Annotated in this window: 12 protein-coding genes; 9 read left to right on the top strand and 3 right to left on the bottom strand. The window is 74.0% G+C overall.

Translation table 11 applies throughout. The features are described 5' to 3' along the window. The first annotated feature begins 52 nt into the window (after positions 1–52). The gene (locus tag AB0F88_RS17725) at positions 53–2326 is read left to right on the top strand and encodes a LuxR C-terminal-related transcriptional regulator (RefSeq protein WP_362684416.1); all 2274 of its coding nucleotides are present in this window, start codon (positions 53–55) and stop codon (positions 2324–2326) included. Between the two features lie 158 nt (positions 2327–2484). Here AB0F88_RS17725 and AB0F88_RS17720 read toward each other — a convergent pair whose 3' ends face one another. Further along, positions 2485–5148, bottom strand: coding sequence for a CHAT domain-containing protein (locus tag AB0F88_RS17720; RefSeq protein ID WP_362684413.1), 2664 nt, complete (start codon positions 5146–5148; stop codon positions 2485–2487). A gap of 183 nt (positions 5149–5331) precedes the next feature. Between AB0F88_RS17720 and AB0F88_RS17715 the strand changes: the two genes are divergently transcribed. From AB0F88_RS17715 to AB0F88_RS17700, 4 genes are all read left to right on the top strand, one after another. Continuing rightward, complete coding sequence (locus tag AB0F88_RS17715) at positions 5332–6786, top strand: S8/S53 family peptidase (protein WP_362684410.1); 1455 nt, start codon at positions 5332–5334, stop codon at positions 6784–6786. A 66-nt stretch (positions 6787–6852) separates the two neighbouring features. Further along, positions 6853–7431 carry a sigma-70 family RNA polymerase sigma factor gene (locus AB0F88_RS17710; protein WP_362684407.1) on the top strand — a complete coding sequence of 193 codons (579 nt, stop codon included), beginning with the start codon at positions 6853–6855 and terminating at the stop codon, positions 7429–7431. Positions 7432–7454: 23 nt separating this feature from the next. Next, entirely contained in the window at positions 7455–7889 is a 435-nt protein-coding gene (locus AB0F88_RS17705; protein ID WP_362684404.1) for a hypothetical protein, read from the top strand. A 127-nt stretch (positions 7890–8016) separates the two neighbouring features. Beyond that, on the top strand, positions 8017–8607 hold the full coding sequence (locus AB0F88_RS17700; protein ID WP_362684401.1) for a hemerythrin domain-containing protein: 591 nt from the start codon (positions 8017–8019) through the stop codon (positions 8605–8607). Positions 8608–8773: 166 nt separating this feature from the next. On the opposite strand, the gene AB0F88_RS17695 is transcribed toward AB0F88_RS17700, so the two are convergent. Beyond that, positions 8774–9784 carry an iron-containing redox enzyme family protein gene (locus AB0F88_RS17695; protein ID WP_362684398.1) on the bottom strand — a complete coding sequence of 337 codons (1011 nt, stop codon included), beginning with the start codon at positions 9782–9784 and terminating at the stop codon, positions 8774–8776. A 678-nt stretch (positions 9785–10462) separates the two neighbouring features. On the opposite strand from AB0F88_RS17695, the gene AB0F88_RS17690 reads away from it, so the two are divergent. Next, on the top strand, positions 10463–11524 hold the full coding sequence (locus AB0F88_RS17690) for a GAF domain-containing protein (RefSeq protein WP_362684395.1): 1062 nt from the start codon (positions 10463–10465) through the stop codon (positions 11522–11524). A gap of 29 nt (positions 11525–11553) precedes the next feature. On the opposite strand, the gene AB0F88_RS17685 is transcribed toward AB0F88_RS17690, so the two are convergent. Then, the gene (locus AB0F88_RS17685) at positions 11554–17067 is read right to left on the bottom strand and encodes an amino acid adenylation domain-containing protein (RefSeq protein ID WP_362684392.1); all 5514 of its coding nucleotides are present in this window, start codon (positions 17065–17067) and stop codon (positions 11554–11556) included. 376 nt (positions 17068–17443) lie between these two features. Between AB0F88_RS17685 and AB0F88_RS17680 the strand changes: the two genes are divergently transcribed. From AB0F88_RS17680 to AB0F88_RS17670, 3 genes are all read left to right on the top strand, one after another. Continuing rightward, positions 17444–17899 carry a hypothetical protein gene (locus AB0F88_RS17680; protein WP_350969827.1) on the top strand — a complete coding sequence of 152 codons (456 nt, stop codon included), beginning with the start codon at positions 17444–17446 and terminating at the stop codon, positions 17897–17899. An 86-nt stretch (positions 17900–17985) separates the two neighbouring features. Then, on the top strand, positions 17986–18456 hold the full coding sequence (locus tag AB0F88_RS17675; protein WP_362684389.1) for a MarR family winged helix-turn-helix transcriptional regulator: 471 nt from the start codon (positions 17986–17988) through the stop codon (positions 18454–18456). 235 nt (positions 18457–18691) lie between these two features. Beyond that, positions 18692–19669: an NAD-dependent epimerase/dehydratase family protein gene (locus AB0F88_RS17670; RefSeq protein WP_362684386.1), complete on the top strand. Its 978-nt coding sequence runs from the start codon at positions 18692–18694 to the stop codon at positions 19667–19669. Positions 19670–19778: the final 109 nt, after the last annotated feature.

Below are 19778 nucleotides of genomic sequence, written 5' to 3'. Positions count from 1 at the left end.
GGCCTACTCAATTCCACGTGTATCACGGACGGGCGGCCCGGCTCATACCGCTGTGAGAAACCCACGGTCCCCCTGGCCGTTCACGGCCAGGACTGAGGAACTCGATCTCGTACGGCGAAACCTGGCGGCCGGTCGCCGTGGCGTCGTCGTGACCGGCGCGGCGGGGAGCGGCAGGAGCCGCCTGGCCGCCGAGGCCGTGCCCGTGCCCGAGGCCGTGCCCGAAGCCGTGCCCGAAGCCGTGACCGGGCCGGTGCACGCGCGGGTCACGGGAACGCCGGACGCCCTGGACACCCCGCTCGCCGCCTTCGCCCATCTCCTCTCCCGCTCCCCGCGCCGCGCCGGGCTTCCCACCTCGCGGGACTCCGCGGGGCTCCCCGCCTCCCCGTCCCTCACGGGATCCTCCCCGCGCCCCGCGGGGCTTCTCTGCCCGCCGGACCCGGTCGAGGCGCTGGACGGGGTGCGCGTGCTCGTCGTGGACGACGCCCACCTCCTCGACGACTCCTCGGCCGCGCTCGTCCACCGCCTGGCGCTCAGGGGGCGTACCCGCCTGCTCGTCACGGTCAGGGAGGGCGTGCCCGTGCCGGAGGACGTCTCCAGGCTCTGGAAGGAGAACCTCCTGCCGCGCGTGGCGCTGGCCCCCATGGCGGAGAGCGAGTGCGGCGAACTGCTGTCCCGGGCGGTGGGCGGCTACGTGGACACCCTCACCGTCCGGCGCCTGCACCGGGCGAGCCGCGGTGACCTCCGCCTCCTGCGCGAGCTGGTCGTCGCCGTCCACGCCGGAGGGGACCTGAGCAACGTGTCGGGCACCTGGACCTGGCGGGGCACCCCCCCGATGACGGCGCGCGTCAGGGAGCTGGTCGAGGACACGATCCGCGACGTCGACGGGAAAGAACGGGAGGTCCTGGAACTCATCGCGTCCGGCAGGCCGCTGAGGCTCGTCATGTCCGGCGAACCAGCGGAACCCGGCGCGTCCGCGCTCCGGGGGACCACCGTGTCCGGCACTCCCTCCGCGCCCACCGCACCCGTCGCGGCCGGTACGTTCCCGCAACCCACGGCGTCCAGAACGTTCTTGGAACGCGCCATGTCCGATGAGCCGCCGTCACCGTACGCCACGGACGCCGAGACGGCCTTCGGCGTCCTCGAACGCCTGCGGGTGAAGGGGCTGGTCACCGTGGACGACCGGCTGTCGGTCCGGCTCACCCACCCGCTGCACGGCCCGGTGCTCCGGGCCGCCGCGAAGCGCCCGGCGACGGGCGGGCCGTCCGGCGCGCCGTGCCTCCCCCCGGCCCCCGCCACGGCACTGGCGGGCGAGTGCGAGGACCTGGCCGCACGCGCGTACACGGGACGGCTCTCGGGGATACCGCGCGGCACCGGCGAGCGGATGGCCGAGGACGACACCGGCTGGGACGAGCCCGCGATGCCGGAGTTCTGCGCGCTACGCGCCCGTGTCGCCCGGCTTCGCGGGGAGACCCGCGAGGCCGTCGCCTGGAGTCGCGAGGGACTGCGCCGTGCCCCCCACCACCGCGCCTGCCTGGCCGAACTCGCGCACGCCTCCGCCTATCTCGGCGACCTGACCACGGCGCGGCAGGCCCTGTCGCGCGGTCCGGCCCTCGACGGGGACACGAGGGCGCGGCCCGCCGTCCGGGACCGGTCCCCGGGATCCCCGGCGTCACCGGGATCCGCGGGGGGCGCGCGGTCGTGGGCGCTCGCCACCGAGAGGGCGCGGACCTGGACGCTCGCCGCCGAGGGAGACCTCGACGGGGCCCTGCGCTCCGCGCTGCGTGCCGCCGGGGACGACCCGCTCGAAGACGACCTGTTCGCCCTGCACGACGTGGTGCGGCTCGGGACCCCCGAGCTGGTCGTCGACCGGCTCGGGGAGCTGGCCGGCCGCGTGCGGGGAGACCTCGCCCCCCTGCTGGCACGGCACGCCCGGGCGCTGGCCGGGCGCGACGGTGCGGCCCTGGACAAGGTGGCGCGGGGTCTCTCCGGCCTCGGCCTGACGCTGCACGCGGCGGAGGCGTTCGCGCACGCGGCCCTCGTCCACGAGGACCGGCGCGCCTCGCAGGTCTCCAGGAACCGGGCCTCCGCGCTGGCGGGCGCCTGCCAGGGGGCGCGCAGCTCCGCCCTGGTCAACCTCGCGCTGCCCAGGCTGACCGCACGCCAGCGGCAGATCGTCAGCCTGGCCGCGGCGGGCCTGACCAACCGGCAGATCGCCGAGCAGCTCACCGTGTCGATCCGCACGGTGGCCAACCACCTGTGCGACGCCTACGCGCGGCTCGGCAGCAGCGACCGCGCCGGCCTGGGAAGGCTCTTCACCGTCGGATGACGCGGCGGGCCTGCCGAGCACGCCGGGCAGGCCGGGCAGGCCGGGCGGTTCGACCGGCCGGGCCGGGTGCCGGACGTCCCCCGGCCAGAGACGTCAGGCTCCGCCGGAAACACCGGACGTCCCCGGCCAGGGATGTCAGCCCCGCCCGGCCGGAGCCGTCAGGCCCCGCCGATGGCGGAGAAGGACCAGCCGGTCGCCCGGTTGAGGGCGTCGCCGGGCATCGCCAGCCTGGCGTCGCGCAGGGCCTCGGCCATGCTCAGGCCGCGCCGCAGCCCCTCGTGCAGGGCGAGCATCAGCGGAACCACGGCCTGGTCGTCGACGGGCACCGAACTCGCCACGATCCCGGCCGTGCCCAGCGGCAGCAGCGCCGCGGCCAGGCCGAGCAGCTCGTTCGCGCCGACCGGCTGCAGCCTGCCGGAGTCGCAGCTGGACAGGACGATCCGGTACGGGGCGCTGTGCAGCCGTTCGACGTCGTGCACCGTGAGCGGGCCGTCGTCCATCCTCAGGGAGGAGAACATCGGGCTGTCGGAGCGGAAGGTGCCGTGCGCGGCGATGTGGGCGAGCCTGCTGCCGTCGAGCGCCGCGAGCACGGCCGGGGCGACCGCGGTGCCGGACCCCAGCACGGTCGCCTCCCCGTACCGCGCGGCCAGCAGCGGGATCTCTGCACCGCCCGTCGCCAGCCCCGGCCCCCTGACCAGCACGACCCGCTCCTTCGCCGGCGACGGCTCGATCCGCCGGGCGCGGAGCCAGGCGCTGGCGGACGGCGACACGCTCAGCACCCGCTCGCCCAGCGCCGGCAGCAGCGCCCAGGGCACCCCGTGCAGCCTGCCCGGCGGGACGACGACCACGGGGCCGTCCCCGAGGTGGCGCACGGCGGGACCGAGCAGCGACTCCTGGAGGCGGCGCCCGCCCGCCTCGAGGACGGGCAACCTGCCCTCCGAGCCCCCGTACGCGATCCGCGCGAGGCCCGCGCGGGCGTGGTCGGCGTCGATCGCCGCGTCGGCCAGCCGTCCCGCGGCGAACCTGCGCACCCGGCCCCGGCCGCAGAGCAGGACGTGCAGCTCGCCGTCGACGGCGACGATCTCGATCAGCCACCCGTCGCCGAGCCCGTCGAGCAGGAGGCCCGCGTCGAAGCGGTGCCCGTCGAAGCCGCCCGCGCTGCGGGTGCGGAGCGTGCGGGCGCGGATCTCCTTCTCCAGCCGTCGCTGCTCGCGCTCCAGCGCGGGGACCGGCACGCCTCCCGGCCTCGCTGTGTCGACCCGGCTGCTGATCTCGCGGAAGGCCGTCACGTCGCGCAGCAGCTCGGGATCGTCCGGGGGCCGGGTCGGCGGGACCGCGAGCACGGTGGCCCGCCAGCGCTCGCTCCAGCCGAGGAACCGGCGCGGGCTCCCCCCGGCGAGGGTCGCCCGCTGCGCGAGCACGGCCAGCTCCGCCCCCTGCGCGCTGGCCCGCGCCCGCAGCTCCGACGCGCCCAGGGTCATCCTGTACTCGTCCAGCAGGTCGAGCCCCCGGCGGCAGGCGTCCAGCACGCCGCGCGTGCGTCCCGCCGCGGCCGCCCTGAGCGCCTGCGCCACCCAGCCGTCCACCCGGGCGAAGGCGGGCCCGCGTCCCCTGGTCCTGGCCGCGGCGGCCAGGTGCCGTTCCGCGTCGGCCTCCCAGCCGAGGGCGAGGGCGGTGCGGCCGGCCAGCAGCGAGGCCTGGACCGCCTCGGGGGAGCGCAGCTCCGCCAGCCGTACGGCGACCTCGGCGGCGTCGCGCACCGAGCGGCCGGAGACCTTTCCCGCCGCGAACCTGGCCTGGACCAGCACCAGCCGGGCGTGGGCCTGCCACCAGTCGCGGCGCTGGCTGGAGAACAGCCGGATGGCCGTGCTCGCGCGGGCGATCGCCGCGTGCGGCTCGCCCGCCGCGATCGCGGCCCGCGCGGCGATCAGGAGGAGTTCGGCGCTGCGGGTCGTCTGTCCTCCCATGCGGTTCAGCTGTTCCGTGGCGGCGTCGGCCTCCTCCAGCGCCTCGCGCGCCAGCCCTGCCGCCAGGAGCACCCCGCAGCGGCGGATGTGCAGCACGAACATGGGCGTGCCGAGGGCCTCGTAGCGGCTCGCGGCCTCGTCGAAGAGACGCAGCGCCGCCGGGAGGTCGCCGGACCTGAACGCCGCCAGCCCGCGGCTCTCCACGGCGTCGGCCTTGTCGTGCTCCTGGTCGGTGGTGTCCCACAGCCGCTCGGCGGCGACGAAGTCGGCCTCGGCCCGCTCGACGGACCCCATGGCCAGGTGGACGGTCGCCCTGAGCGTGAGCGCACGCGCGGTCCAGATCGTGTCCTGGGCGCGGCGCAGGGTGGGGATGGCCCGCCGCAGGTCGTCGAGCGCCTCGCGGTGCCCGCCGAGGACCCACCAGGCGTAGCCGCGGCGGAACAGCACGCGGGCCCCGGTGACCCCGCTGCCCCTCTCGACGGCCGTCTCCAGCGCCGCCATCCCCTGGCGGGTACGGCCCGCGTGGATGAGGGCGGCACCCAGGGTCGCCAGCACGTCGGCCTCGCGGTTCGGGGAACCGGACCTGGCGGCGAGGGCGCGGGCCTGCCGGAGGTGGCCGATCGCCACCATGAGGTCGCCGAAGTCGCGATGCCAGATGCCGATCACCTGGTGGGCGACGGAGGCGTCGTGCGGGGAGGGGGCGCCCGGCGGTCCCGGCAACCCCGGCAGCCCCGGCAGCCCTGACAGCACAGCCCGCGCTCCGGCCAGCGCGTCCGCCGGGCGGGCGAACACCAGGGGCAGCAGGGAGAGCGGGTCTCCCGCGGGCGGCGGGATCCGCGAGCTTCCCCCGGTCACGGATCGATGTTAGACGTGGTGTGTTCAGGGCGTCCATGCCGCGGACCCCTCCCAGGACGCCCCTGTCCGGCTCCGGACTCCCGTTCGCGCCCGGAAATCCGCTCGGGGGGTGTATCAACGAGGCACCCGGCGGCTCTTAACCCGTGGCGACGTCAGGACATCTCTGAAACAAGGACGGCGAATATGGCGAATGCGGCACCGGACAGATTCCAGGAACAGTTCGACCAGATCCAGGACGCCATGGGGGACGAGATCGTGCTCGCGGCGGGTTTCGAGGGTCCGGAGCGCATGTTCCTCTACGAGAAGGGCTACGTGCTCGCCCGCGCCGACGACGCCGACGAGGTCGCCTCGGTGGTCAGGGACGCGTTCGTCCGGGATCGCGGCGGCGACCAGGCCGACAACGTGCGGGTGGAGCGGGACGACAGCCCGGGCGGCGTGCTCAGGATCCGGGTCGGGGAACCGGACCGGAGCGAACGCTCCAGCGACCGGGACGTGTCGGACGCGCTGAGGGCCGTCGAGGGCCTGGAGCGTGACAACAGCCGTCGCATGGTGTCCAGGAACCACATCGTGTCCATCGCGGTGAACTGCTGCCCCGGCGACGAGCCGGTTCCGGTGCCCCGGGACAGGCCGCCCAACCCGGCGGTGGCCGAGTTCTCCGGCCGGGGGGAGGTTCCGGTGTCCGTCCTCGTGGTCGACACCGGGCTGGTGGAGAACTACAGGTCGCACCCGTGGATGCACCGCGTCGAGGGCGTGGGCAAGGAGGTCGAGCTCGACAAGGAGGGCGTCCTCAAGCAGTACGTCGGGCACGGCACCTTCATCGCCGGGCTGGTCAGCGCCGTCGCGCCCGGCACCGACGTCACGGTGCACGGGACGCTCGTCAACGCGGGCGCCATCAGCGAGAAAGTCCTGGGCGACAAGCTGCTCGGCGGGATGCTGCCCCAGGGGAGGTGGCCCGACATCATCAACCTGTCCGCGGGAACGCCGAGCACGTGCTCGGAAACGCTCCTGGGGCTCGAACGCTTCATGGACGCGCTGATGGAGCACCCCGAGACGCTGCTCGTGGCGGCCGCGGGCAACAACGGCAACGACGTGAGGTTCTGGCCCGCGGCCTACGCCGACCGCCCCGGCTACGCCGGTGCCGTCGTGTCGGTGGGGGCGCTGAGGAAGGACGGCGCGGACCGCGCCTGCTTCAGCAACCACGGGCCGTGGGTGACGGCGTACGCGCCCGGTGAGCGCCTGGTGAGCGCCTTCACCGCGGTGGACTCCACCCCCGCGGTGTACGACTACCAGCACTCCACCTTCCCCCACTGCCGGTACGGCCATCAGTACGACTGCACCTGCCAGTTCCCCGCGCACCGTGGCGAGCTCAGCGAGAGCACGAAGGCGTCGCCGGCCGCGGCCCCCGAGCGCGTCGTGTTCGACGGCCTGGCGGAGTGGAGCGGCACCTCCTTCTCCACGCCCCTGGTGGTGGGCATGATCGCCGACTACATGATGCGGAAGGGGACCGGTTCCCGGGAGGCCGCCAGAAGGCTTCTGGACGAGACCCCCGCCGGCATCCTGCAGAACGTCCCCACCCCGGCTCTCATCCCTTCCACCTGGAAATCGGCGAGCGTGCGAAGTGTTCCGGCCACGCGCTGAAAACCACTGCGGGCGGATCGGTCCTCCGGCGTACGATGACAGTCCCGAAAGCAAGGGGACCTCACCGTGGATCGAGACTCGATCGGCATCCTCTTCCGCGCCGCGGTGGACACCGACGACGCCGCGGCGTGGAAATCCCTGGTGGAAGGTCTCAGCCCCCTCGTGTGGTCCGTCGTGCGCGCTCACGGGCTGAGAGACGCGGACGCGCAGGAGGTCTACCAGACGACCTGGTTCCGGCTCGCGCAGAACCTCACGCGGATCCGCGAGCCGGACAGGGTCGGCGCGTGGCTGGCCAGCACTGCGCGCAACGAGTGCATCAAGGTGATCAGGGCCGCCCGGCGGGTCTCGCCGAGCGGCGACCCGGAGGTGTTCGACCGCGCCGCCGACGACCGCACTCCGGAACAGGCGGTGATCGACTCGGAGGACGCCGCGAGGGAGCGGGAGCGGGCGCGGGCGACCTGGCAGGCCTTCCAGGAGCTCGGCGAGAGCTGCCAGCGGTTGCTGCGCCTGCTCACGGCGTCACCGCCGTCCAGCTACCAGGAGGTGTCGGCGACGCTCGGCATCGCCGTCGGGAGCATCGGGCCGATCAGGCAGCGCTGCCTGCGCCGGCTGCGCGTCCTCCTGGGCAGGCGGGGTTTCCGATGACTTCTGGGCAGGCGGGGTTTCCGATGGGCGACGACGAGCTGGAGGCGGAGCTGCGTCGCGCCGTCGAGCTGTTCGATCCCGTGCCCTCGCATCTCCTGCAGATCGCGGTCGAGGCGTACACGCTGCGCACGCTCGACGCGGAGCTGGCCGAGCTGGTCTTCGACTCGCTGAGCGGATCCTCGCAGGTGCGGGGTGAGCGGCGGCCGCGCGTGCTGACCTTCCAGGGCGCGGGGCTCACCGTCGACCTGGAAGTCACCGTGACCGCCACCGGCGGGCGGGTGGTGGGCCAGCTGATGCCCCCGCGCCACGTGGAGGTCGAGGTCCTCGGAGGCCGGCCGGTCACGCTGACGTCCGACGACCTGGGCAGGTTCATCTACGACGATGTTCCCGCCGGCCCGTTCAGCCTCCGCTGCCGTCTCGGGGACGCGACGGTCGTCACCGAGTGGATCACCGTCTGACGACGGCCCGCGCGGCGGCCTCGGCGGGCGCGGTTTGCGGCGCGCGCCCGTCCGCGTCCCGCGACGGCCCCCGGGTTTCGGTGCCCAGGTGGGGGTAATCGACCTGGTAGACGACACAGGGGGACTCATGAGTGACCACCGGACCGTGCCCGAGTTGATGGGCGAGAACGACGTCGTGGACCTGCTGGTGCGCCAGCACGCGATGATCAGGGATCTGTTCGACGAGGTCGAGGAATCCCCCGTGGGGGCACGGCGGACCGAGGCCTTCGAGCGCCTCGTGCGGATGCTGGCGGTGCACGAGACCGCCGAGGAGGAGATCGTGCACCCCTACGCGCGTCTCAAGATCGAGGATGGGGAAGAGGTGGTCGGCGACCGCCTCGCGGAGGAGAGGGAGGCGAAGCAGCTGCTCGCCGACCTGGAGAAGCTGGGCGCCGACCATCCCGACTTCTCCGGGCACCTCCAGGTGCTGCGGGCGGCGGTGCTGGCCCACGCCCAGGCCGAGGAGCGCTACGAGTTCGCCCGGTTGCGCGACCGGACGAGCGTGGCCGAGCGCCGGGCGATGGCGGCCGGGGTGAAGGCGGCCGAGGCGCTGGCCCCGACCCACCCGCACCCGGGTACGGAGTCGATGGTCATGAACCTGCTGTTCGGACCGCCTCTGGCGATCGTGGACCGGACGCGCGACGTGATCCGCCAGGCCATGCGGGGGCACGGCGGCTGAGGTACGGCGCCCGCCCGCCGCTCTCGTCGGTGGTGGCCGATCACGGGGCCCGCGTCGGTGTCACGGGGCCCGCGTCGGTGTCACGGGGTCCGCGTCGGTGGTGGCCGGTCACGGGGCCCGGGGGTGGGCCTGGTGGCCCGGGGGGCCGAGGCGGGGGCGGGGCCGGTCACGGCCTCGTCGCAGCGCCCGCCTCCCGCAGCGAGGAGGTGCCGCGGCGCCAGTGGCTCATGACGTGCTCGGCGAAGAGCCGGTCCAGGGTCAGGGCGCAGGCCGCGCCGTACAGGACGTCACCGGCCCGCGAGGGATGCTGCGTCGCGAACCCGCCGCACATGTCGTCGGCGGCGATCTGCTCGTGGACGGCGTCGGCGCGCACGTGCTCGTCGTAGAAACGCCGCGCCGCCTCGTCGCCGCCCAGCCTGCGCAGGCCCAGGGAGTAGCGGTGATTGAGCGCCGAGGAGGTCATCTCGACCGCCGCCAGGTGGCCCAGCAGCGCTCCGAGGTGGCGCCGGTGCAAGCCGAACAGCGACATGGCGTTGGAGACGGCCAGCGTGATCGCCGGGACCCGGTCGAGGTGGGCGCCGTAGGAGTCGTCCATGCCCAGCCCGCGCATGGTGGTCCTGAACAGCTCCGAGCGCATCCGCTCCGCCCTCCCGCCGCCGTACGCGTCCGCCTGGATCTCCACCAGCGCGGCCTTGGGACGGCCGCTCAGCCGGGGAATCGCCAGGGTGTGCGGGTCGGCCTCCTTGAGATGGTGGATCGACCGGTGCGCGACGAACTCGCGGAACTGCTCCAGGCCGGCCTGCCGCTGGAGGAACCCCGCCAGGTCGGGCCCGTCGTCGGCGGCGGCCACCAGCTCGGCCAGGGCCTGGCGCGTCTGCTCGGGCCGCGAGCCCGGCGGGTACTGGACGGCCCGCGCCAGCCCCTCCTCGAACCGCGCCTCCAGGATCTCCCGCACCTCCAGCAGGGAGGGGTTCCACTCCCACCGGTCGTCCACACCGTCGAAGCCCTGGTAGTGCAGCTCGTAGCAGACGAAGAGGGCCAGCTGCACGTCCTCGTCCGCGAGGACCGGGCCCGCGAAACGCGCCGGGAACGACAGGAGCGGGAGCGAGAGGAGACCGAAGCGGTGCGGCGGGCGTACCAGCCGTTCGAAGAGCAGGGAGGTGATCGGGCCCCGCACGGCGGGCAGCGCCGGAGCCCTGCCGGGAACCCGCGGATCCCGCGGGTTCGGGAGGTTCCGCTTCGAGCGCGACGAAGGCGACGGGGACGGCGGGGCGGGCGGGGACGGCGGGGACGGCGGGAACTTCGCGGGCGCCGGAGAACGTGACGGGCCGGGGGGCCTCGGGAGCCTCGGCGTGCGCGCCCGGATCGGGGCCTCCGAGAGCTCCGGGAGGCGCGACGGTCCGGAGGTCTCGGAGCGCCCCGGCGTGCGCGGTCGTAACGGAGACTCCGGGAGGGCAGGGAGGCCCGGGAGGCCCGGGGGCGCGGGAAGACCGGGAGCCGTCAGGGATCCGCTCGCGACCCCGGGGGGATCCTTCACCGTGGTGCCGTCGTCGTGGACGTCGGCGATACGCCGCCCGTAGTGAGCGGACGCGTCGAACCCGCGCGCCATGCGTCCCCCCGTTCGATGACCCCCAGACCGGTCCGATGCCCGCCCCCGAGCCCGCGAAACGCCCCCAAGATCGCTGCTTCCTTACGATGAACTGCAGAAACAACGAAATATGCGGGTACTCCGGTAGCCCGGGCCGCACTTCCGCCGTCCGGATCGAGCCGGTACCGCGCTCCTCGGGACGGGCCCGCGCCCGGCGGGACGCGTCATCGATTCGGGATGTTTGGCATGACCGTTTACGGTCATGCCATGGAGAACCTCGACATCCCGCGGTTCCCGCCCGTCCCCCTACCGGAAGCGGTCCTGGTGTCTGCCTCTCCATCCGCGTCGGCGTCCGCCGACCCGTCCACCGTCGCGAACGGCGGACCGCCCCCGGCCGCGCCCGTCCCCGGAGACGAGGCCGAGACCGTGCGACCGGCTCCCGCGGGTGACACCGGAACCGAACGACCGGCCCACGGTGACGACACCGGCACCGCGCGAGCGGCCCGCACGGACGGCACCGGAACCGCACGCCCCGCTCACGGTGACGACGCCGAAACCGGGCGGCTGGCCGCGCTGCGGCGGTACGAGATCCTCGGCGCGTCCTCGGACGGAACCCTCGACCAGATCGCCGAGCTGGCCGCGACCGTGTTCGACGCCCCCATCGCCACGATCGGCGTCGTCGACACCGACGGGGTGTGGTTCGCCGCCGCCCACGGGCTGGACGGGGTGGAACAGGTCGGCGTCGAGCCCGGCCTGTGCGCCTCGGCGGTGCTGGCGGACGGCCCGTACGTCGTGGAGGACGCGGCGGTCGACCCGCGTACCCGCGATCACCCGCTGGTCCGCGGGGAGCTGGGGCTGCGGTTCTACGCGGCCGCCCCGATCGTCACCGCCGAGGGACATCGGCTGGGCACCGTGAACGTCATCGACCGCCGCCCGAGGGAGGTCACCGCCACGCAGACGGCGGCGCTGACCGGACTCGCCGCGCTGGTCGCCCGGCATCTGGACCTGCGCCTGGAGACCATCCACGCCATACGCGCCGAGCGGCTGCTCCGCGAGGAGGCCGACGAGCGCGGCGCCGTGACCGCCGCGCTCGCCGAGCGGCTGCGCCAGGTCGCCGCCGAGGAACGCGAGACGGGCCACCCCACGCTGTGCCAGCTCGGCGGCTCGGGACGGCAGTGCGCCGAACCCGCCGAGCTCAAGATCGCCGACGGCTGGGGCGACTCGGCGTGGGCCTGCACCGCGCACGCGGAGGAGGCCCTCTTCGTGGCCGCGGTGTTCATCGCCAACAAGGACCTCGGCGGCCTGAACGCCTATCTCGACCGTCCCTGACCCGCCCGGCGACGCTCCGGGGAGAGTGGTCAGGCGTTCACCCTGGCGCGGCGGGCCTCGATCGCCTCCAGTCCCACCTGGTCGTCGGGGAGGGCGTCGGGCATCTCGGTGTCGAGCCCCACCAGCCTCCTGACCCGCAGCGACCCTGCGACGACCAGCACCATCCCGAGAGCGCAGACCAGGTAGAGCAGCCCGATGCCCCGGCCGGGTCCCACCCCGATCACCGCGCCGACCGTCGAGGCGAGCGGGCCGCCGGGGACGAGCAGCGGGTCGAGCAGGGCGGTGCCCAGGGGGGCCACCAGCCCCATGCCGATCGGCAGAGTCGACCAGGCGACCAGGGTGTTCAGCGCGAACACCCTGCCGTGGTAGCGGTACGGCACCTTGATCTGGACGATCGTGGTGTAGATCGAGTTCATCACGGTGAGGAAGAAGGTCAGCGCGAACGCGCCGATCCCGATCGTCACCAGCGACGGGCTGAGGCCGACGATCACGCTTCCCGCGGCCATGGCCAGCGTGGCGGCCAGGACACCGCGGAAGCGCCGCTTGGGCGGCCCGCCCCACAGCGCCATGGTGAGCCCGCCGAGCAGCACGCCGAGACCGCTCACCACCGAGACGCGGCTGACGTCGGCGAGGGTCGCGAAGGAGAGCACCAGCGGGGACACCAGCAGCATGAGCGGCGACAGGAAGATGTTGAGCACCGCGAAGAAGGCGAGCATCGAGCGCAGGCCCCGCTCGTTCCAGGTGTAGCCGAACCCCTTGGCGATCTCGGTGGTCAGCGGCTCCCTGGGCCGCCACGGCAGCGTGGAGGGGAAGCGGACGAGGAGCACGACGACGATCGCGAAGACGTAGCTGGCCACGTCGATGGCGACGATGCCGCCCAGCCCGATCCAGGCCAGCAGACCGGCGGCGATCAGCGGTACGACCAGCTGCGCCACGCCACCCGTCATCTGGGTGACCCCGATCGCGTGGCCGAGGTAGTGCTTGGGCACGAGCTGCGGGACGGCGGAGTTGTAGGCCAGCCGCTGGAAGCCGCTCGCGACCGACAGCGAGATGACCAGCAGGTAGATGTGCCAGAGCTGGAGATCGCCGAACAGGATGATCCCGGCGAGTACCGCCTGGATGGCGGCCGAGGCGCAGTCGGCCAGCAGGATCACCCTGCGCCGGTCCCCCCGGTCCACGATCGCGCCGGCCAGCGGCGAGATCAGCAGCCCCGCGAGGTTGAGCACGGCCAGGATCGAGAACTGCGTCACCGAGCCCGAGTCGACCAGCACCGTGAGCGGCAGCGCCCACCCGACGAGCGCGGAACCGATCATGGATATCTGCTGGCCCGCGGAGAAGGTGAGGAAACGCCCCATGCTCGGCTGTACGGCGTCCTTCTCGGCCTTCGGATCAGACGTCCTGGCGACCCCGTGGACCCACCAGGTGTCGTCGGGCCCGCGTTCCGGTGGCGCGTCCAGCCGGTCGTGGATCTGCAGGATCCCGGCCAGTTCCTCGGCCCGGTAGCGCAGGAAGAAGTGCCCGCCCTCGTCGAGGACGACCAAGGCCGCGGTGTCGGCGATGAAGTGCCACTCCCTGAACCGCTCCTCGTAGAAGTCGGTCGCCGGGTCGCGCTCGCCGATCACCGAGACGACCGGGGCGCGCAGCCGGACGCGGTCGGGGGTGTCGAACAGGTCGGTGAAGTACTTCTCGGCCGCCTTGCCGTCGTGACGCATCGTGCGGACGATCCGGTCGGCCACCCCCGGGTCGAGCTCCTCCAGGTCGACGCCCCGCGCCTTGAGCCAGTTGATGTCGCCCTGGCTGCGGCGCAGGCTCTCGAACTCCCCGATGCGCGACAGGGTCCGCATCAGGCCCCGGGGACGGGCGAAGGGGAAGATCGCCCCGATGTAGACGGCCTCGACCTCGCGTCCGGCCGCCTCCACGCGCCTGGCCAGCTCGGTGGCGAGGCCCGCGCCGACCCCGCAGTGACCGTAGATCACGACCGGCCCCTCGACGGTCCGCAGGATCTCCTCGGTGCAGCGCCTGGCGACCTCGTCGAAGTCCTCGGGCTCCTCGTCCAGCCCGACGTCGTTGCCCGGGATCGCGACGGCGTAGAGCGCCTGGTCCTCGGGGAGCGCGTCGGCGAGCGGCTGGTAGACGATCGCGCTGCCCGAGCCGTACGGGACGCAGACGTAGCTGCGCGTCACGGTACGGCGGGGAGTGAGCCGCTGGAGCAGCGGGCGGACCCCTCCGCCGCCGGGACCGCCGACGAACCCGGCCAGCTCCCGCACGGTGCGGAAGGAGAACAGGTCCACCAGTCCGACCTGCAGGCTGCCCTCGGGCAGGGCCCTGCGCAGCTTGGCCACGACCTGGATGGCCAGCAGGGAGTTGCCGCCCAGGTCGAAGAAGTCGTCGCCCGCGCCGACGCGCTCCACCGAGAGCACCTGCTCCCAGACGGCGGCGATCGCCCGCTCGGCGTCGTTCTCCGGCTCGACGTACTCGGCGGCCCCGGGCTTCTCCGGGGCGGGCAGGGCCTTGCGGTCCAGCTTGCCGTTCGGCGTCAGCGGCAGCGCGTCCAGGGTGACGAACATCGAGGGGACCATGTAGTCGGGCAGGGTGCCGCCGAGGGCGACCCGCACCCGGGCGGTCTCCGGCGGCTCGTCCGCGACGAGGTAGGCGACGAGCCGCCGGTCCCCCGGCACGTCCTCCCTCACGATCACCGCGGCGTCGCGCACCCCCGCGCGCTCCCGCAGCGCCGCCTCGATCTCTCCCAGCTCGATCCGCAGGCCGTGCAGCTTGACCTGGTCGTCCAGGCGGCCGAGGAACTCGATCGTGCCGTCGGGCAGCCACCGGGCCGCGTCGCCGGTCCGGTAGACGCGGTCGTCGCCGAGGGGGAAGAACCGCTCGGCGGTGAGCTCGGGCCGCCGGTGGTAGCCGAGGGCGACGCCGACCCCGCCGATGTGCAGCTCGCCGGGCACGCCCACCGGCACCGGGCGGCGGTGCGGGTCCAGTACGTGCAGCGCGATGTTCTGGATCGGCGCGCCGATCGGCACGCTCGTCCTGCCCGCGAGCGCCTCGGCGGTGCAGTGCCAGGAGGAGACGTCGATGGCGGCCTCGGTGGGGCCGTAGAGGTTGTGCAGCTCGGCGCCCGGCAGCGTCGCGAGGCAGCGCAGGGCCAGGTCGACCGGGAGTTCCTCCCCGCTGCAGATGACGCGCCGCAGCGAGGTCAGGTCCCGTACACCGTCCTCCGACAGGAAGATCCCGAGCATCGAGGGGACGAAGTGCGTCGTGGTGACGCCCTCCGAGGCCACCAGCTCGCGCAGGTAGGCCGGGTCGCGGTGCCCGCCCGGCTCGGCCAGCACCATCCTGGCGCCCGTCATGAGCGGCCAGAAGAACTCCCAGACCGACACGTCGAAGCCGGCGGGCGTCTTCTGCAGGACGACGTCGTCCGGCGTCAGGCCGTAGCGCCTCTGCATCCAGTCGAGGCGGTTGACGATGCCGCGGTGGCTGTTCGGCACGCCCTTCGGCCTGCCCGTCGAGCCGGAGGTGTAGATCATGTACGCCGCCGCGCCCGGTTCCACCGCGCCACCCGCGCCACCCGCGCCAGGACCCTCCGCGCCCTCCGCGCCCGCCGCGCCTCCCGTGCCCGGCTCGCCCACCCCACCCGGAGCGGTGCCGGCGTCTTCGACGCCCCAGGTGTCCCCGGTGTCCCCGGCTTCCCCGGCGTCCCCGGTGGCGGCCCAGACGGCGGGATCGTCCAAAGCGAGGACGGTGGCGCCGTGCCCGGCCAGCCGGTCCGCCAGGTGCCGCTGGGTCAGCACCACCGCGGCGCCCGCGTCGGAGAGCATGAAGGCGAGCCGGTCGGCGGGATAGTCGGGGTCGAGCGGCACGTAGGCCGCCCCCGTCTTGAGCACGCCCAGCAGCCCGGCCACCAGCTCCGCCGACCGTTCCGCGCAGACCGCGACCAGCGATCCCGGCCCTGCCCCCGAGCCGCGCAGCACGCGGGCCACCCCGGCGGCCCGCTCGTCGAGCTCCCGGTAGGTCAGCGACTCACCCCTGAAAGTGACCGCGGGGGCGTCGGGGCTCCGCGCCACCTGGGCCTCGACGAGGCCGTGCAGCGTCGCGCCGGAGGGGAAGTCGGCCGCCGTGTCGTTCCACTTCTCGGTGAGGAGGCGGTGCTCGGCCTCCCCGAGCAGCTCCAGCTCGCTCACCGGGACGCCGGGGCGGGCGACGGCGTCCCGCAGGAGGTTCTCCAGGTGCCCGGCCATCCGCTCGACGGTCGCGGCGTCGAACAGCGCGGTCCGGTAGGTGAAGGTGGCGGTCATGCCGCCGTCGGCGGCGGGAACCAGGTAGAGCTCGATGTCGTAGCGCGCCGAGCCCGGCGCCATCGCGAAGTCCTCGGCCGCCAGGTCACCGGCGGCGCCCGCGGCGACGGCGAAGTCGTGCATGGAGAACAGCGCGTCGGCCAGCGGCTGCCTGCTCGGGTCGCGGGGCACGTCGAGCGCGTCGACCAGCCGCGTGAAGGGCAGTTCCTGGTGGTCGAGGGCGTCGATGACCACGTCGCGGGTGCGGGTGACGAGCTCGGCGAAGCCGGGGTCGCCGTCGAGGCGGGCGCGGAGCACGAGGGTGTTGACGAACATGCCGACCACGTCGTCCAGCCCGTCCCTGGTCCGCCCGGCGACCGGCGTGCCGACGGCGAGGTCGTCCCGGCCGCTGTAGCGGGCGAGCAGCACCTGGAAGGCGGCGAGCAGGGTCATGAAGCGGGTCGCGCCGCGCTCCGCGCCCAGCCCGGTCAGGGCGGTGACCAGCTCGGGGTCGAGCCGGTGGACGTGGGAGGCGCCGTCGAAGGTCAGCCGAGGCGGGCGCGGCCGGTCCGAGGGCAGCTCGGCGCGGGGCAGCCCGGCCAGTTCCCCGCGCCAGAACGCCAGCTCGCGCTCGAACGACCGCTCACCCTGCCAGAGCGCGAAGTCCCCGTACCGGACGGCGGGCGCGGCGGGGGCGTCTCCCCGGTACAGCGCGAGGAGGTCGGCGAAGAGCAGCTGGGTCGACCGCCCGTCGGCGGCGATGTGGTGCACGAACAGCGCCAGGACGTGCTCGTCGTCGGCGATCCTGATCAGGGTGGCGCGCAGCAGCGGCCCCTCGGCCAGGTCCAGCGGCTCGGCGCTCTCCGCGCCGATCAGCTCGGCGGCCTCCGCGTCCGTGGCGGCCTCGGCCAGGCGCAGCGGCACCGGCGCGGCGGGGACGACGTGGACCGCGGGCCGCCCGTCCTCCGTCGCGGGGAAGCGGTGGCGCAGGCTCTCGTGCCGGTCCGTCAGCGTGGCCAGCAGGTCGCGCAGCCGGTCGACGTCGAGCGGGCCGCGCAGCCGCACCGCGACCGGAAGGGTGTACGTGGAGGTGCCCGGGGTGAAGTGCTCCATGAACCACAGGGGCTCCTGGGCCGGGGAGAGCGGGGGAGGCGTGCCCTCGGGCCTGCGCGGGATCTCGGGACGCTCGGTGTCGACGGCCCCGCCCCGGAGCCTGCGCCTGAGCAGATCCCGCCTGGCATCGGACAGATCGGCGACGGACATGGCCTCATCCCCCTGTGACGACGTCTCCACGGGTACGCCGGGACAGCGCGGCACCTGGCTGCGGGGGGCGCGGCGCGCTCACGATGAATCCACGGAAACCATCGGATGCGCACCCCAGTGTGCGCAGAATAGGAAAGAAGGTATCCTAAAAAGATCCGCGACTCCATCAAGGTCCACTGGCCACTTCCGGCAGCAGGAAAGGCGCGGCGCTCCTCGCCGCGAACCGGCGGAACCACCGGGGAGGCGCCGGAGAAACACCGGGAGGCGGCGGGGAAACGCCGGGAGGTGCCGGGGAAACGCCCGGGAAAACACGGCACCCGGCGCGTGGGGGCGGGGGAAGCACCGGTCTCCCGGTACGGGAAGGTACGGTCGGTTCATGTCCGAGCGCAGCATGCCGCATGACCTCGCCGCCTGGGCGTGCCCCCACGGGCAGGACGCTCGCCGGGGTTGCACGACCTGCTACGAGGAATCCGGTGACCCCGACACGTCGAATCCCTTCTGGGAGGTCGCCGCGTGGTTCACCACCTCGCGGCCGATCCCGATCAGAACGCTCCAGGACGCGCACCACCACGGCCGCCATTTCGCCCTCGACCAGCCGTCCACGCCGCTGGTCTACCTCCTCACCGGCCGCGCCCGCGCGGGCGACAGCGTGCAGGCGATCGCGGGCGTCGTCGGCTTCCTGCTGCACAACCGGCACGTGGTGGCCGACTTCACCGTGACCGAGACCCGCGCCACCCGCCGCTCGCCCGGCACGCCCAGCAAGCCCAACGCGACCCGCCAGACCGACAAGTGGCTCCAGGACCAGCGCCGCCCCGACGGCCGCGCGCGGTGAGAGCTCCGCGCCGCGGATGACAGGGTACGGCGGCGGTCCCTAAGCTCGACAACACCATTGTCGGGACAGCGAGCCGGGAGGCGATCGTGACGGCGGACCCTCCGGGCTTCGAGCTGCCGCTCCGGCTCTTCCTCGGCTTCCGGGTGCTCATCGACGAGCTCCACGCGGAGCTCGCCCGCCAGGGGCACCCTGACGTGCGGCCGATGCACGGCTTCGTGATGCAGGCGATCGGCCCCGAGGGCACCACGGCCGTGGAACTCGGCCGGCGGCTGGGCGTCTCCAAGCAGGCGGCGGGCAAGACTGTCGACACCCTGGAGCAGCTGGGCTACGTCGAGCGCGGCTCCGACCCCGGCGACGCCCGCCGCAAGATCGTGCGGCTCACCGAGCGGGGCGTCGACAGCCTCGTCCGGTCGGCGCGCATCTTCGAGGACCTGCGCGCGGGCTGGGCGAGGACCCTCGGCGAGGACCGTCTGCGCGCCCTGGAGTCCGACCTGCGCGCCGTGACCCCGCAGGACGTCTTCCGCCTGGACGCCCCCGGCTGGTTCGGCGGCCACTGAACGTTCGCGGGAGCGGCCGGCGTGCGCGAAGCACTCCGTCCGAACGGGAGCCCGGCGAGGTCCTGACGGGAGCCCGGCGAGGTCCTGGCGGAAGCCCGGCGAGCGGGACCTCGCCGGAGGGGACGTCACCGGGCGGGACCTCCCTCGTCCGGGCGGCGGCGGATGGAGAGCCCCGGCTAGCGGGAGCGCGTACCGCGACGCGGGCGCCCCCGCCCGGTTGGGGACAATGGCGGGTATGCGAATCCTGATCGTCGGCGGCACCCGGTTCGTCGGCCGGCACATCACCGGGGCCGCGCTCGCGGCCGGGCACGAGGTCTCCCTGCTGCACCGCGGCCGGTCCGGTCCCGGGCTGTTCCCCGAGGCCGAGCACCTGACGGCCGACCGCGACGCCGACCTGTCCGTACTGCACGACCGGCAGTGGGACGCGACGATCGACGTCAGCGCGTACTTCCCGTCGCAGGTGACCTCGCTCGCCGGCGCGCTCTCCACCGGCCAGTACGCCTTCGTCTCCAGCACCGCGGTCTACCGGACGCCCGAGACGCGGGGCTTCACCGAGGACTCGCCGCTGGCGGAGATCGACGGGCCGGTCCCCGAGACGGTGACGAGCGAGACGTACGGGGCGCTGAAGGTGCTGTGCGAGCGGGCCGCGGCGGAGGCGTTCGGCTTCCCGACGCTGATCGTGCGGCCCACGTACGTCATCGGCCCGCACGACCACACCGGCCGCTTCACCTACTGGGTCAACCGGATCGCGCGGGGCGGCGAGGTCCTCGCGCCCGGCGACCCCGGCGACCCCATCCAGGTCATCGACGCCCGCGACCTGGCCGCCTGGATCGTCTCCATGGTCGAGGGGACGCGTCCGGGCACCTTCCACACGGTCAGCCCTCCCCCGCCGTTCTCCTTCGGCGACATGCTGGAGGCGATCGCGGCCGAGGTCGGGCCGCCGGGAACGACCCTGACCTGGGTCGGGCAGGACTTCCTGCTCGCCGAGGGCGAGACCGGCCGGTCGCTGCCCCTGTGGTCCGAGGGTGATCCCTGGATGTCGGTCAACACCGCCGACCCCGCCGCGGCCCGCGCCGCGGGACTCGACCCGCGGCCCCTGGGACGATCGATCCGCGAGATCCGCGAGGCTGAGTCGTCCTTCTCGACGGACGCCGCCATCGCTCCCGCCAGGGAGGCCGAGCTGCTGTCCCGCTGGTCCGCGCGCGGCGCCTAGAACCGAACTCCGGCCACCGGCCACCGGCCGCTGATTTCCGGCCGCCGGACGATGGCCATCGTCCGGCGGCCGGAAATCAGCGGCTTTCGATCACGGCCCGGGGTCAGCC

The organism is Streptosporangium sp. NPDC023963 (assembly GCF_040639135.1).
Taxonomy (GTDB): Bacteria; Actinomycetota; Actinomycetes; order Streptosporangiales; family Streptosporangiaceae; genus Streptosporangium.
The sequence above is the reverse complement of the archived record's forward strand: the minus strand, read 5'-3'. Positions and strand labels throughout refer to the sequence as shown.